The sequence below is a fragment of the Oceanobacillus sp. FSL W7-1304 genome (genome assembly GCF_037969805.1).
GTDB lineage: Bacteria > Bacillota > Bacilli > Bacillales > Amphibacillaceae > Oceanobacillus > Oceanobacillus profundus.
In genome coordinates, this window is the sequence record NZ_CP150211.1 from 4027993 (window position 1) to 4043626 (window position 15634).

Consider the following 15634-nt stretch of genomic DNA (forward strand, 5'->3'; position numbering starts at 1 on the left):
TTTAAAAAATCCCTCAACTGGGTGGGAGGAGCTGAGAAAATATGGGGCGAGATTTATCTGCAATGGAAAATAGGCATCATAATTCACCACTAATGAAAAAAAACAGCGGATTACTAAAAACATTGAAATTTATGGATCAGCGATTTGAGGAAGTGCTAATTGTACTGGGCTTTCTGACGTTTATCATCTTAATTAATCTTCAAGTGATCAATCGATATATTTTACCATTTATTGAGTTTGCTAATATTACCACATGGACAGAAGAAGTTTCCCGCTACATTTTTATTTTTGTTTCATTTCTAGGTGCTAGTCTAGCTATTAAAAAGAGAGATTCAATCCAGGTTACTGCTTTAGTAGACAGGTTTCCTTCAGGATTACAAAAATCGATTCATATTGCCAACACAATTTTTATGCTTTACTTCAGCTACATGATTGTTAAATATGGATACACGTTAATTATGTTCCAGTTTGAAACAGGTCAGACTACACCAGCATTATCTCTGCCGATGGCAATCCCTTATAGCGCTGTACCACTTGGCTTCTTGCTTATGGCAATCCGCTTAATTCAAAATCTAATGCAGGATACAAAACATATGGATGTAAAGGATGGACTAATTGGAACAATCCTTGCATTTATAATGATCCTTCCTGTCTTGACCTTAGGTGAATCAAGCATATCCTTGTTGCTATTTGGCTATTTTATATTGTTTATTGTTCTTGGTATGCCGATTGCTTTTGCACTCGGTGTTAGTACATTAGCAACGGTATTAGCTACCAATGCAATTCCTATAGATTTTTTTCCGCAGACCGCATTTACAAGTATTGATAATTTCCCAATCATGGCTGTTCCGTTTTTTATTGCTGCTGGAATTATTATGGGTGGTGGAAACATCATCAGAAAGCTATTGAATTTATCAGATGAGTTACTTGGTTACTTGCCAGGTGGTCTTGCACTCGTAGCAATTGTGACAAGTATGTTTTTCTCAGCGATTAGTGGGTCGGGTCCTGCAACGGTTGCAGCTATTGGAACATTATTAATACCAGCTATGATCAAGCAAGGATACTCACCAGGGTTTGCAACTGCGGTCGTAGCTGCTGCAGGAACAATTGGAGTTATTATTCCCCCTAGTAATCCTCTGGTGATTTATGGAGTTGTTTCCCAACAGTCGATTTCACAATTGTTCATTGCAGGAATAATTCCTGGAATTCTGACAGGCATTGCCTTAATAGTGGTGACTTACTTTATTGCAAAAAAGAATGATTGGCGAGGAGATAAAACTGCTTTCAGTTTAAAAAATACATTGTCTGCTGCGTGGGATGCCAAACTAGCTTTACTCGTTCCCATATTTATTTTAGGCGGTATCTATGGTGGATTCATGACCCCTACGGAAGCGGCAGCAGTTGCAGCTGGCTATGGAATTATTATTGGAATGTTTATCTATAAGGATATGGATTTTAAAGGTTTATATAGAAATCTAGCAAAAGCAGGCATTACATCCTCGGTCATTATTTTACTAATTGTGATGGCAAGTATATTCGGGAGATTAATCACATTGGAAAGAGTTGCAGAAGTAGTAGCTAACTTTGTACTGGGTATTAGTGAAAATAAATGGGTCATTCTGCTGTTACTAAATGCTTTCTTATTACTCGTTGGTTTAATAATGGAGTCATTAGCGGCAATCGTTATTTTAACACCGATTTTGCTGCCAATGGCACTAGCAATTGGGGTAGACCCAGTTCATTTCGGTTTGATTATGATTTTCAATTTAGCAATTGGATTCATTACACCACCAGTAGGAGTGAATTTATTTGTTGCAGCTGGAGTAGCCAAATTGAAAATAGAGGAAGTGGTTAAAGGAATTGGAGTATTGTTAATTACGATGGTCGTTGTTCTGCTACTTGTCACCTATATACCAGATATCAGCTTATGGCTGGTTGAATATATGAGGTAATGGGTTTCGTTCATTTAATAATAGTGCTTTGAAGGGAGTGAGTAACTGCAAATACTGAAAAAATTATCAGATGGAAAATTACTGAAGGAGGTTTAATAATGGCTTCAACATATTTACCACGTCAAATTGAACTGGGATCAAATAGCTTAGAACACTTAGGGAAAATAGCAGTTGAAAATGGAGCAACGAAGTTATTTGTCGTAATGGATGCGTTTCTAGCTTCTGAAGGTCTAAATTATGATGTGAAAATCAAATCTATCGTACAAAAACAAAATCTTGCAGTTACGATTTTTTCTGATTACAGGGGAGAGCCTACAACTGATCACCTTCTTGCCGCATTGGATAGTCTGCTCAAATCTAATGCAGATTGTGTTGTCGCAATCGGGGGAGGAAGCGCTATAGACATTGCCAAAGCAGCTTCTGTGTTTGCGGTTAATCCAACTTTAGCGTGGGAGGATATAGCTGCTCAAAACCGGTTGAAAAGGCTTCCGCTGCTGGCTGTGCCTACTACAGCTGGTACTGGTTCTGAGGCGACAAAAGTAATGGTCGTAAAAAATATGAAGACAGAGATTAAAATGAATCCAGGACATAAAGACTTGGTACCAGATGTTGCTATTCTAGATCCGTTACTGACAAAAAGTCTACCAAGTCAATTCACAGCTTACACTGGTCTTGACGCACTGGCCCATGCAATGGAAGCATATGTATCAACGCTTGCCAGCGCAACAACAGATAATTATGCGCTAAACGCAATTCGTATGATTGGCAGGTCGTTACCTAAGGTTTATGAAAACGGAGCAAATGTGGAGGCTCGTGAAGAAATGCTGCTCGCAAGCTGTTATGCCGGAATTGCTTTCTCCAATGCATCTACAAATTTGGCACATGCTGCAGGGAGACCATTAGGTGCAAGGTTTAATATTCCACATGGATTAAGTGTTGCGCTGTTATTACCGTTTGTAGTCGAATTTGGCCTAGAAGCAGCAGCAGAGAAATATGCAGCTATTGCAGTAAATTTAGGAGAAGAAGATACTGGAGAAAGAGATCAATTAGCTAAACAGGCTCATAAGCTAATTAAATCATATAATGATAAATTTGCCATTTGGGAGGATGCGTTACGATATATTGACTTAGAGGAATTTAAAGATAGCATTCCGCTGCTTGTAGAAGATTCCTTTAGCGGTAATGGAATTGTGACTAATCCTAAAGTTCCAGAAGCTTGCGATGTGGAGCATATATTTCATTCCCTGCTAAAAAAATTAACGCAAATAGCACAAATCCAGACAGCTTAAATATTTACTTATTCTGGCTGGTAGTGACGTCCTAACAAGTGGGTTCAATATGTAATGGAATAAGTAACATGTATGGATTATGAAAGTGAAGGATTATTTATTCAGATATTAAAGCTTTTACAAGGCGATTATGAGTCATGGAAGAAATAATTAGAAAAATCTCCGAATGAATGGGGATTTTTTTAATTCTCCCTAAAGCCAGTCTGAAATATTAGGATTTTCATCGATTTCATGGGATAATATATACTTGTACAACAGATGCATAATAGATTGGAGACTAGAACATGAAATGTAAAATAAATCGTAATGCAGCAAAAATGCTAAAGGAAATGCTGGCAAAAGAAGAAGCAGAAGGCAAAATGATCCGAGTAAATATTTCTCATATGCACGGTGATCATGCACATTATGGTATTTCTTTAGATACACCAACAGAGCATGATGAAATTGTGAAAACAGATAAAGATGTTGATATATTGCTTGATACACGTGAGGAATTTTTAGATGGAATTTGGATTCAATACTTCTTTGTGAACAACGAAGGATTTGTGATTACCAACCCATCAAAAGGGCATAGCCATCATCATTAAAATTAGGAAAAGCTGTGACGGGAAGATTGGTCACAGCTTTTTTTTAGCAGATAAGAAAGTATAAACTTTCTTATCTTGCATAAGTGCAACTAAGAGATTCGCCTAAAGGCTTGGCAATGTTGAGTTTATTAAGGTTTTTTAGGCGAATCCACCAGATTTATTTGAATGATTCTGATAATACCGATATAATTGAAAATAGGGAATACAACATGATTCTTCAGCATGTATTTGTAAATCATTACAATATAAGAGGAGGAATGGAGTATGAGGTATGCAAACCCAAATACAGAGGGTTCAATCGTCACATTCAAGGAGCGTTATGATAATTTTATTGGAGGGGAATACCGGCCACCGATGAATGGAAAGTATTTTGAAAACGTCAGTCCCGTAACGGGCAAGGTATTTTGTGAGATTGCTCGCTCTACAAAAGAAGACGTTCAGGCTGCAGTTGATGCGGCTAATGCAGCAAAAGACGCTTGGGGAAAGACTTCTGTTACAGAACGTTCAAATATATTAAATAAGATTGCCAATCGCATGGAAGAAAATTTAGAAAAGCTGGCAGTCGCTGAAACCTGGGATAATGGAAAAGCAGTCCGAGAGCCGTTAGCTGCAGACATACCGCTTGCTATTGATCATTTTCGATATTTTGCAGGTGTTATCCGAGCACAAGAAGGTGGGATCAGTCAGATTGACGATGATACAGTAGCATACCACTTTCATGAGCCACTTGGTGTCGTCGGACAAATTATTCCTTGGAACTTTCCATTGCTGATGGCAACATGGAAGCTAGCGCCGGCACTTGCTGCTGGGAACTGTGTCGTACTGAAGCCAGCTGAACAAACACCGGCTTCCATCCATGTGTTCATGGAGCTTATTCAAGATCTGTTACCACCAGGTGTTGTTAATATTGTAAATGGATTTGGTGTTGAAGCAGGAAAACCACTTGCTACGAACCCTGGTATTTCCAAAGTAGCATTTACAGGGGAAACAACTACCGGAAGATTAATTATGCAATATGCATCTGAAAATATTATCCCTGTTACACTGGAGCTTGGTGGCAAATCACCAAATATTTTCTTTGAGGATGTACTGGATGCAAATGATGGTTTCTTGGATAAAGCGGTGGAGGGCTTCGTTATGTTTGCACTCAACCAAGGTGAGGTTTGTACATGTCCGTCTCGTGCTCTGGTCCATGAATCGATCTATGATCAATTTATGGAACGTGTGATCGATCGCGTAAAACAAATTAAAATTGGTCATCCGCTAGATACGGAAACAATGATGGGGGCACAAGCTTCACACGAGCAATTGGAAAAAATCGCATCTTATCTGGATATCGGAAAACAGGAAGGTGCAGAGGTCCTGATTGGTGGCAATGTAAACAGGCTTGAAGGTGAGCTTGAAAATGGTTATTATGTCGAGCCAACGATTTTTAAAGGGAATAATAAAATGCGTATTTTTCAAGAGGAAATTTTTGGACCTGTTCTTTCCGTGACAACGTTTAAAGATAAAGAGGAAGCTATGGAAATCGCTAATGACACATTATATGGATTAGGTGCAGGTGTTTGGACACGTAATATTAACATAGCTTACCGATTTGGCCGTGAAATTCAGGCTGGCCGTGTATGGACAAACTGCTACCACCAATACCCAGCACATGCAGCATTTGGCGGCTATAAGAAATCAGGTATCGGACGGGAAAATCATTTAATGATGCTTGGCCACTATCAGCAAACGAAAAACTTATTAATAAGCTATAGTGAAGGTCCAGCAGGATTATTCTAAATAGGGTCTGATAAAGGGAGGCGTTTACATGGTCGAACGTGTAACGGCTACAGAGGACGCATTACGTCTGATTAATACCTTGATCAACATTCACGGATCTTTAATGTTTCATCAATCAGGAGGGTGCTGTGATGGCAGTTCACCAATGTGCTATCAACTCGGAGAATTTCGAACTGGAGAATCAGATGTTTTACTAGGAGAGATAGGCGATACACCTTTCTACATGTCAAAAGATCAATACGAATACTGGAAGCATACCCAGCTCATTATTGATGCAATCGATGGTAGAGGTGGAATGTTTTCATTAGAAGGTCCGGAAGGGAAACGATTTATTACGAGATCTCGTGTATTTACAGAAGATGAAATGCGTCAGTTAGCAAACAGTTAATAAGAACGGGAAGAAGCTGGGACATAACAAAAGTGTTTAATGTTAAAGACGAACGATGCATAAGCTTAGCTTTGGAAATATACGTAGACTCCAGCCGTCTCTGGATGCGCGAAGTATATTTCCGGAGCGAGTTATTTGTACCAATCATGTTCGGTTTTTATTTCATAAAAATACTTTTGTCTCAGCTTCTTCTTGTATCAATAAACTCCAGAAATTACCTGCTCACAAATGTATGGTCGTAGAACATGATTCACATTCATTTGGGCAATACATAAACTAGGAAAAACGACCAAAAGGATGTGTTAACTTGTCTATTCATAACTATTATGTGAGTGGGAATACTGCAGTGGGATTAGTGAATTACTTACAGACAAACATAGAACAATTAGAGACAATTATTTATTTAAAGCATCCCTCTGAAACGTATAAAACAAATATTTTAAAAAAGCTCATTGACATCTATAATTCAACGGATAAGCTAGAAGCTTTAAAAAGCCCTCTGGGCAGAAACTATTTAGATGGTATAATCATTCGTGAAAAATCTGTAGCAATCGTTACCGACCGCATTGCATTAAATGAGACAAAGGGGATAGAACTTGATTTAGAGCAAATAACTGGGAAGCATCAACCAACAGCTGAAAAGAGGGAACTACAAGATAAGGTGAATCATTTTACAGAGAAAGCTTATGAAAACTTTGCAACAGGTCTAAAAATTCATGATGATTTAGAAGCCATTTATATTAATGAAATGAACTTCGAACGAGCGGATAAGTTAGCCGAAACTTTTATTCAAGGTTTATTGTCTTCAGCCACAACCTTGAATAGAGATGCGCAGGTATACCACCGCTTATTTGGTACGAATACACCGAATGGAGTTGTTAATGAGGTCCCGCATTTAATCGAAAACCTTTCTAATGTTTATTATATTAAAGGAAGAGCAGGTACTGGAAAATCAACCTTTATGAAAAAAATTGCAAAAGCATGTGAAGAGCGTGGGTATGATGTGGAGTTGTATCATTGTAGCTTTGACCCCAAAAGCTTAGATATGGTTCTCGTCCTTGAGCTTGGATTTTGTATATTTGATAGCACGGATCCACATGAATTTTTTCCAGCTCGTGATGGTGAAAAGGTAGTGGATTTGTATGTGGAAGCTGTTACTCCAGGTACTGATGAAAGGTTTGCAACGAAAATTGATACGGTGAATCGTAATTACAAATCGTATATGAAAAAAGGGATTCAGGATTTAGTGGAGGCAGGTAAAGCTTTTGAAGAATTGGAACAACATTATATCATTACAGATCGAGTTATCGAAAAAGCGGTCGAGTCTATACAAGACATAATTAAATAGTAAATGAAAAACAATCCAGATACAATCAGCTCTGGGTTGTTTTTTGTTCAATGTAAATGGGATTTAGTCAGTTATAAAAAGAAGACGGGCAACTGATTTGACATTTTCGACCTCATGCAGTCTGCCTGATTTATCTTGTGAATAGATAACGAGACGCATTGTATTGGAACAGATATTAATGATTGCATAGTAACTTCTTATCCTGCTAGTGCACCAGCCTTTATTAGATTATTTGCATTATATCATACCCTGGATTCCTATAGATTAACTTGCTTTTAAAGAGAAAATTACAATTCCCCGCCTTTTTAAGGGAAAACAAATATAATAACTAGCTTGATTTATTTTTCAAAGTAGAATAGCCAAGTCCAGCTCCAGCGCCCAACGACTAGCGAGACTTCCCTCACCTCATGACACGATAAAGAAGACTTGCCGATTGGCTGTGCCAGAGGCTTAGTCGCACTTATACCCTGGCGGTGAAAGTCAACACCGTCTCTAGGTAAAAGGATGGCCGACTAAAACCAGGCTACGCCTAACATCGGCATACCCCTAAAGGGGCATGTTTCCTTTATCTCCTGCGTAGGAATGTTCGACTCGTCGAACCACCCCAGAGTTCGGGGCGCAGTCCGTACGTCGCTACCCGGGCGCTTCCGCTTTTGAATACAAAGCATGAAAAGATGTGTCCGTGCATAGGATATATAAACCGCTGCATAGATGGAGGGAGTAGCTGATGAATATATTAAATAAGGCGAGAGACTATAGGGAAGAAGAAAATCGTTTAAAATGGGAAGGTACATTTGAAGAATATTTAGAGATTGTTAAAGAGAGACCAGAAGTCGCACAGACAGCACATTCTCGTGTATATCATATGATTAAAAGCTCAGGAGTTACTGAAAAAGACGATAAGAAGATGTTCCACTTCTTTGGGGAAGGAATTTTTGGATTAGAGACGGCCATTGAACGATTAGTAGAAGAGTATTTTCATCCAGCGGCTAAAAGGTTAGATGTAAGAAAGCGGATATTATTATTAATGGGTCCAGTAAGTGGTGGGAAATCGACCATCGTCAGTATGTTAAAGCGAGGACTTGAGCAATATTCACGTACTGAAGAAGGGGCAGTATATGCGATAAAAGGCTGCCCAATGCATGAGGATCCGCTTCATTTAATTCCACAGCATTTGCGAGAAGATTTTTATGAAGAGTATGGTATCCGAATTGAAGGGAGTTTATCACCATTAAATACAATGCGACTTGATCAGGAGTATGGTGGCCGTATTGAAGATGTGAAGGTGGAGCGAATATTCTTCTCAGAGGATAAACGTGTTGGGATTGGAACGTTCAGTCCATCTGATCCGAAGTCGCAGGATATCGCTGATTTAACCGGGAGTATTGATTTCTCTACGATTGCAGAATATGGATCTGAATCCGATCCACGGGCATATCGTTTTGATGGAGAATTAAACAAGGCAAATCGAGGCATGATGGAGTTCCAAGAGATTTTAAAAAGTGATGAAAAGTTCCTTTGGCATTTATTATCTTTGACTCAAGAAGGAAATTTCAAGGCTGGGAGATTTGCGTTAATTTCCGCTGATGAGCTTATTGTGGCGCATACCAACGAATCGGAATATCGTTCCTTTATAGCAAATAAGAAAAATGAAGCATTGCATTCTCGAATTATTGTAATGCCGATTCCATATAATTTAAGAGTTAGTCAGGAAGAACGAATCTACGAGAAAATGATTAAAGAAAGTGATATTGCGGATGTTCATGTGGCACCACATTCACTTCGAGCTGCTGCGATATTTTCAATCCTGACAAGATTGAAGGAATCGAAGAAACAAGGAATTGACCTTGTGAAGAAGATGAGGCTTTATGATGGCGAAAGTGTTGAAGGGTTTAATCAAGTGGATACAGAAGAGTTAAAGAAGGAATTTCAGGATGAAGGAATGTCTGGAATTGACCCTCGTTATGTCATTAACCGGATATCCTCAACGATAATTCGTAAGGAAGTGCCATCGATTAATGCATTAGATGTATTGCGCTCGTTAAAGGATGGACTTGATCAACATCCGTCTATTTCAAAGGATGACTTGGAAAAATATATGAATTACATTGCGGTAGCAAGAAGAGAATATGATGAGATTGCGAAGAAAGAAGTACAAAAAGCGTTTGTTTACTCGTATGAAGAATCAGCTAAAACGTTGATGGATAACTATTTGGATAACGTGGAAGCGTACTGCAATAAAAATAAATTACGTGATCCACTTACTGGAGAGGAAATGAGTCCAGACGAAAAGCTGATGCGATCGATTGAGGAACAAATTGGGATCTCAGAAAATGCGAAAAAGGCATTTCGTGAGGAAATTCTTATTCGACTTTCTGCTTATGCAAGAAAAGGAAAACGATTTGATTATAATTCACATGAACGTTTGCGTGAAGCAATTCAGAAGAAACTATTTGCAGACTTGAAGGATGTTGTAAAAATTACGACATCATCGAAAACACCAGATGAGTCACAATTGAAAAAGATAAATGAAGTCATTGCACGTCTCATCGATGAACATGGCTATAACTCTGTGTCTGCTAACGATTTATTACGCTATGTTGGTAGTTTGCTAAATCGATAATGTGTGAAGAAAAAATGCGAACAGGGCTGACTTAATGTTAGTCCTGTTTTCACTTTTTGGAGGGTTGATATGAGAGAGGCTGCACTTAGATAAACTTTATGAAAACTGCATATATATAAATGAAATATTGATTATTCTTTTGTTTTTATACTAGATTTCTTGAATTAGTGGCAATAACTTGTTTCTCTCTGCATAGTATAAAGAAAGTATATTTTCATAATAAGAGATTGAAAATTCAAATAGGAGAGGATACAAATGACTGAAGAAAATGAGCATAACTTTGTTGTCTCCCAGGAAAACTGGTCTCTCCATCGGAAAGGTTATCAGGATCAGCAACGTCATATTGATAAAGTGAAAGATGCGATCAAAAATAACTTGCCAGACCTTATTAGTGAAGAGAATATTATTATGTCCAATGGGAAAGACGTCATTAAAATTCCGATTCGATCTTTAGATGAATATAAGATACGTTATAACTATGAAAAATCGAAACATGTAGGGCAAGGAAATGGCGATTCCGAAGTAGGAGATGTAATTGCTCGTGATCCGAATGCGGATGCGAACGGGCAAAAAGGTGCAGGAAATGGAAAGAAGGCAGGAGAAAATCCAGGAACCGATTATTACGAAACAGAGGTTTCGATTGCAGAAATAGAAAATGCGCTATTTCCAGATTTAGAACTTCCAAACCTAAAGCAGAAGGAATCGGCAGAAATCACAACAGAGAAAATTGAATTTAATGATGTTCGAAAAAAAGGGTTAATGGGAAATGTGGATAAAAAACGAACCATTTTAACAGCACTGAAACGCAATGCAAGAGATGGAGAAGCGAAAATCACACCAATTTATAATGAAGATTTACGTTTTAAGACATGGAACGAAGTGATTAATCGAGAATCAAAAGCAGTTGTCATTGCCATGATGGATACGAGTGCATCGATGGGAAATTTCGAAAAGTATATGGCGCGAAGCTTTTTCTTTTGGATGAATCGCTTTTTGCGAACAAAGTATGAAACAGTGGAATTTGCATTTATTGCACATCATACGGAAGCAAAAGTAGTTTCAGAGGAAGCATTCTTTTCGAAGGGAGAGAGCGGTGGAACAATCTGCTCGTCTGCTTATAAAAAAGCGTTAGAGCTGATAGAAGACAAATTTAGTCCATCCCGTTATAATATCTATCCATTTCATTTTTCAGATGGAGAAAATATTAGCTCAGACAATGCAACATGCATCAAGCTCGTAAAAGAAATTATGGATGTTTCCAATATGTTTGGCTATGGAGAAGTAAATGGGTATAACCGTTACTCCACATTAATGAATGCATATAAAAATATTGATGATCCAAAATTTCGATATTACGTGTTAAAGGAAAAAGGCGATGTTTATCATGCGATGAAAAGCTTTTTCCTAAAAGGTGCAGCCACAGTTTAACAAAGTAAGAAATTCGTTGTTTATATCGATGGAAAATATACAAACAGAGGAATTCACACAGCCAATGTGTGAATTCCTCTGTTTCTAACTATTATCATTACGAAACACTTAATGATAGTAGTTGCTGTTTGATTTATTGAATACAACCAAATAAATTACAAACCCTAGCACTAAAAATACAAAACAACCTATAATATAAATTAGTCGGATCTCAAATAGTTCAGCAGCTATCCCAATAGTTGCTGTAAACAGAATGATTAAGAAAGCCTCTAAAATTCCTAACACACTTGAAAATCTCCCCATAATATCTACTGATACATTATTTTGATAAAAAGTTAAAAAGCCAGTGTTTGCAAATGACAGTGCAAATGTTAAAGTAAAAAATCCTATAGCGGCCCAGATGAAATTATGTGAAAAAGCAAAGATTAAATAACCAGCTGGTGTAAAAAGGGAACCAAAACCAATTAGAATATTTAGCTTTAATTGTTTAGTGAATAAAGTGTTTATGAATGATCCTACAATAATTCCCATTCCTGCAACAGTTACAAGGAATCCATAGGAGCTTTCAGATAAAGAAAGTATTTCGGTTGCGAATGCGGCTTCTAAAGAATCTAAAGCAGTCATAAGTACTGTAATTCCACTAAAGAAAACATAAATCAAAGTCACATAACTATTTGATTTGCTAAAACGAAGAATCTTTTTCCAGTCATTTACAATTAAAGTAATGGTAACTTTTTCTGAAAGGTCATTCTGTTTTCTTCGTTCTAGATTTGGAAGTAAAAGAATAATGATTGCAGATAAACATAATGCTATAGCATTTAATTGAATGGCTAAATTTGGAGTCCCAAGTATAAAGAGGAACCCTGCAATGGAAGGGCCTAGTATAAAACCACAAGAATTTATAAAGTTTCTCAGTGCATTAAACCTTTGCCTATCGTCTTTGGGGATCACCCTTGTCATATAAATCATAGAAGCTGGCGCAAACATGGAGCTTGCTATATTAATGGCAAAAGCAAAAGTATAAATGAGAACTAGTGAATCGATATAAGCTAATGTAAATATAAATATTGCTCGAATTAAATCTAAGAATATCATTAAACTTCTTTGGTTTATTCGATCAATAAAACTTCCAGCCCAAAAATTAGTACATAAAGTTGCAACTGGAATAAGGATATAAAGAAATGATATGGCTAAGGGAGATCTTGTCATGTCCAATACAATTAAGTTCAATGAGATTAAATAAACCCATGCACCTAAATTTGAAACACCGATTCCTAACAAAAGTAAAAGAGGGTATTTCCACTTCACGAGATCAACTCCTAAATCTAGAATTATTTTGCGAACAAAAAAGTCTCACCCCCAAGGTTAATAACCTTGGGGACGAGACTCTTTGAATTTAGAAGTTCGTGGTGCCACCCCAGTTTATTTCTGTATCTCCACAGAAACCTTTTCGAGTACGAAATATACTCTATCTCTATAACGGGAGAACCCGACACATCATCATAATCGATAAGAATAATCCTATGTGCAGCTCTAAGTTTTGGTTCAATGTGCTATTACATCCTCCATTTCCAGCTACTGGAGTTCTCTGTTATGCTTGAACACATTTACTCTTCTCTTCATTGCCTTTTAATATAGAGTTATTTTACTATAATTGACCGAATAAAAAAAGAATTATTAAAGGAACAAAAGTCAAATGATTGATCCTTTAAAATTTATTACTATTTTTTCGATTGAAAGTGATAAATGTATATGCTGTCACATATAAAACTTCTTTAGATTCTTGCTTAATCGTATAAACTGTTTACCGAGGCTTACGATTTGTTGGACATTTTTCTTCTGACATATCATAAACTATATAAAGCACTTGTGGAGGGATGAAGTTGACACAATCAAAAGAGCTAAAGTTTGCAATTGAAGAAATCACAGAAATTGCAACTGGTTTTGGGCTTGATTTTTACCCGATGCGTTATGAAATTTGTCCAGCAGATATTATTTATACATTTGGTGCATATGGAATGCCAACACGGTTTACGCATTGGAGCTTTGGAAAGCAATTTCATAAAATGAAGCTTCAATACGATCTTGGGCTAAGTCAAATATATGAGCTAGTAATCAATTCTGACCCATGTTATGCCTTTCTGCTCGATACAAACAGCTTGATACAAAATAAATTAATTATCGCACACGTACTAGCTCATTGTGATTTTTTCAAAAACAATGTGCGCTTCTCAAATACGAGGAGAGATATGGTTGAGAGCATGACAGCTACTGCAGAACGAATTGCTGATTACGAGATGCTGTATGGGAAAGATGAGGTGGAGAGTTTCTTAGATGCAATTCTGTCGATTCAAGAACACATCGATCCATCGATTATTCGTTCGAAACTACCTATAGTAGACGAGGATGAAGTGGAAGAAGAGCAACGAACAAAAAGTCCATATGACGATTTATGGAGTTTAGACGAGAAACGAATCGACCCAAAACCGAAAGTTAGAAAACGACTAAAAAAACTGCCGCCTAAGCCTGAAAAGGACCTATTACTATTTATTGAAGAGCACAGTCGTGAATTGGAGGATTGGCAACGTGATATTTTAACAATGATGCGTGAAGAAATGCTCTATTTCTGGCCACAGCTCGAAACGAAAATCATGAACGAAGGTTGGGCATCCTATTGGCATCAGAGAATTTTAAGAGAAATGGATTTAACAACCGATGAGACGATTGAATTTTCCAAGTTAAACGCTGGGGTCGTTCAGCCATCACGTACTTCGATTAATCCCTATTATCTAGGAATAAAAATATTCGAAGATATTGAAGAACGTTATAATAATCCGACTGAGGAAATGCAATACCGAGGTTACAAGCCGAATGCCGGCAGGGAGAAAATTTTTGAGGTTCGGGAGATTGAATCAGATATTTCATTTATCCGCAATTATTTAACGAAGGAACTTGTCGAACGGGAGGATATGTATTTATTTGAGAAAAAGGGAAGAGATTACCGAATAACGCAGAAGGATTATGAACAGGTAAGGGATCAGCTCATATCGATTCGGGTAAATGGTGGTTTTCCATATATTGTCGTGGAGGATGGAGATTATCTGCGTAACGGTGAATTATATCTCGTTCATGGGTATGAAGGAACAGAATTAGATATTCGTTATTTAGAGCATGTAATGCCATATGTTTATCAGCTATGGGGAAGACCAGTTCATATGGAGACGGTAATTGAAGGAAGGGAAACGGTGTTTACCTATGACGGAAGAGAAGTATCAAAACGAGGGAAATAGAATTGATAGATTGGCTTAAAAAATTATTAAAGGTTGGGCGAGCTAATGCAAGGTAAAAGAGACTTGACTGTTTAAGTCTCTTTTACTGTATATTTCATTATTGATTATCTCACTCTTTGTCTTCTCATCCATTGTGTGGCTATCCATTTTTCCCCTGCAATTACGGGCGCTCCACCATGTAAGGTCTGTTCATTTAAGGTGTGATTGGTATAGAAATATTCAAAGTACACTGCCATTCCCTTTTTTGGAGAAACAGTAAAATTCAACTCCGGAAAGTAGGTTTCTCCACCTTGTTCGACCTCATTTAAATACATGACCATTGTACTGATTCGGTTGTTTTCGGATGCTTTGCTTGTAGCTGAAAAGTAATCAAAATGAGCTTTATACTCTTGTCCAGGCGTATAATTTAGAATTTGAAGCCCTTCAGCATGTTCTACGGGGACGTTCATAATATTGGATACTCTTTTTTCAATAGTAGACAGAATGCTGTGTTCAGTGCCTTCAAAAAACATACCGCTGCTTGTCCGAATGTCATTTACTTCCCGTGAATAGCCGATTTTTGAACGATGCATGTTATCTTTTGACAATCGAATGAGTTCGTCGCACTCTTCATCGCTCAAAACATTCCCTAGTACTACCACGAGCGGTTCTTCTAGACGAGCTACGATATGAATCTCTCGATCTTCTGTTTGAAACCGGTTTCCAATATGATGAAAAATAGTTTGTTCGTGTACCTTTGTCAACGTGCATCGACTCCTCAAATGAGCTTAATTTCGGAACAGAGTTTTCTAGATTAGTGCTCCAATATTATTATACTATAAATATCTGCTTCTTTTGTAAATTACCTTCTTTAATTATCGGTAATGGTCAGTTCAAGAAGAAAATAAATTGATTATAAGAGGAAATTTAATAGGGAATATAACGGTAATGAATTTATTGAGCTA

General features: G+C 37.4%; 11 protein-coding genes and 1 other annotated feature. Of the genes, 9 read left to right on the forward strand and 2 right to left on the reverse strand.

Features of this window, described 5'->3' with window-relative positions; genetic code table 11:
• The first annotated feature begins 41 nt into the window (after window positions 1-41).
• The 8 genes from NYE61_RS19845 to yhbH all read left to right on the forward strand — a co-directional run bounded on the left by NYE61_RS19845 (window position 42) and on the right by yhbH (window position 11400).
• The gene (locus NYE61_RS19845) at window positions 42-1952 is read left to right on the forward strand and encodes a TRAP transporter large permease subunit (protein WP_339316401.1); all 1911 of its coding nucleotides are present in this window, start codon (window positions 42-44) and stop codon (window positions 1950-1952) included.
• A gap of 98 nt (window positions 1953-2050) precedes the next feature.
• Window positions 2051-3241, forward strand: coding sequence for an iron-containing alcohol dehydrogenase (locus NYE61_RS19850; RefSeq protein ID WP_095310854.1), 1191 nt, complete (start codon window positions 2051-2053; stop codon window positions 3239-3241).
• A gap of 284 nt (window positions 3242-3525) precedes the next feature.
• A complete protein-coding gene (locus tag NYE61_RS19855; protein WP_095310851.1) occupies window positions 3526-3828 on the forward strand; it encodes a heme biosynthesis protein HemY in 303 nt (100 codons plus the stop codon).
• A gap of 264 nt (window positions 3829-4092) precedes the next feature.
• The gene (adh, locus tag NYE61_RS19860) at window positions 4093-5613 is read left to right on the forward strand and encodes an aldehyde dehydrogenase (RefSeq protein ID WP_251659264.1); all 1521 of its coding nucleotides are present in this window, start codon (window positions 4093-4095) and stop codon (window positions 5611-5613) included.
• A gap of 28 nt (window positions 5614-5641) precedes the next feature.
• The gene (locus NYE61_RS19865) at window positions 5642-6001 is read left to right on the forward strand and encodes a DUF779 domain-containing protein (protein ID WP_095310846.1); all 360 of its coding nucleotides are present in this window, start codon (window positions 5642-5644) and stop codon (window positions 5999-6001) included.
• 307 nt (window positions 6002-6308) lie between these two features.
• Complete coding sequence (locus tag NYE61_RS19870) at window positions 6309-7349, forward strand: hypothetical protein (RefSeq protein WP_118889867.1); 1041 nt, start codon at window positions 6309-6311, stop codon at window positions 7347-7349.
• A gap of 727 nt (window positions 7350-8076) precedes the next feature.
• A complete protein-coding gene (locus NYE61_RS19875) occupies window positions 8077-9972 on the forward strand; it encodes a PrkA family serine protein kinase (protein ID WP_339316406.1) in 1896 nt (631 codons plus the stop codon).
• Between the two features lie 255 nt (window positions 9973-10227).
• Window positions 10228-11400 carry a sporulation protein YhbH gene (gene yhbH / locus NYE61_RS19880; RefSeq protein ID WP_095310825.1) on the forward strand — a complete coding sequence of 391 codons (1173 nt, stop codon included), beginning with the start codon at window positions 10228-10230 and terminating at the stop codon, window positions 11398-11400.
• Between the two features lie 108 nt (window positions 11401-11508).
• On the opposite strand, the gene NYE61_RS19885 is transcribed toward yhbH, so the two are convergent.
• Window positions 11509-12708 carry an MFS transporter gene (locus NYE61_RS19885; protein WP_339316409.1) on the reverse strand — a complete coding sequence of 400 codons (1200 nt, stop codon included), beginning with the start codon at window positions 12706-12708 and terminating at the stop codon, window positions 11509-11511.
• A 65-nt stretch (window positions 12709-12773) separates the two neighbouring features.
• Window positions 12774-13032 (reverse strand) — a binding site (T-box leader).
• A gap of 245 nt (window positions 13033-13277) precedes the next feature.
• On the opposite strand from NYE61_RS19885, the gene NYE61_RS19890 reads away from it, so the two are divergent.
• On the forward strand, window positions 13278-14690 hold the full coding sequence (locus NYE61_RS19890; protein WP_095310820.1) for a SpoVR family protein: 1413 nt from the start codon (window positions 13278-13280) through the stop codon (window positions 14688-14690).
• A 104-nt stretch (window positions 14691-14794) separates the two neighbouring features.
• Here NYE61_RS19890 and NYE61_RS19895 read toward each other — a convergent pair whose 3' ends face one another.
• Window positions 14795-15433 (reverse strand): 2OG-Fe(II) oxygenase, encoded by a 639-nt coding sequence (locus NYE61_RS19895; protein ID WP_240033811.1) that lies wholly within the window; start codon window positions 15431-15433, stop codon window positions 14795-14797.
• Window positions 15434-15634 lie beyond the last annotated feature (201 nt).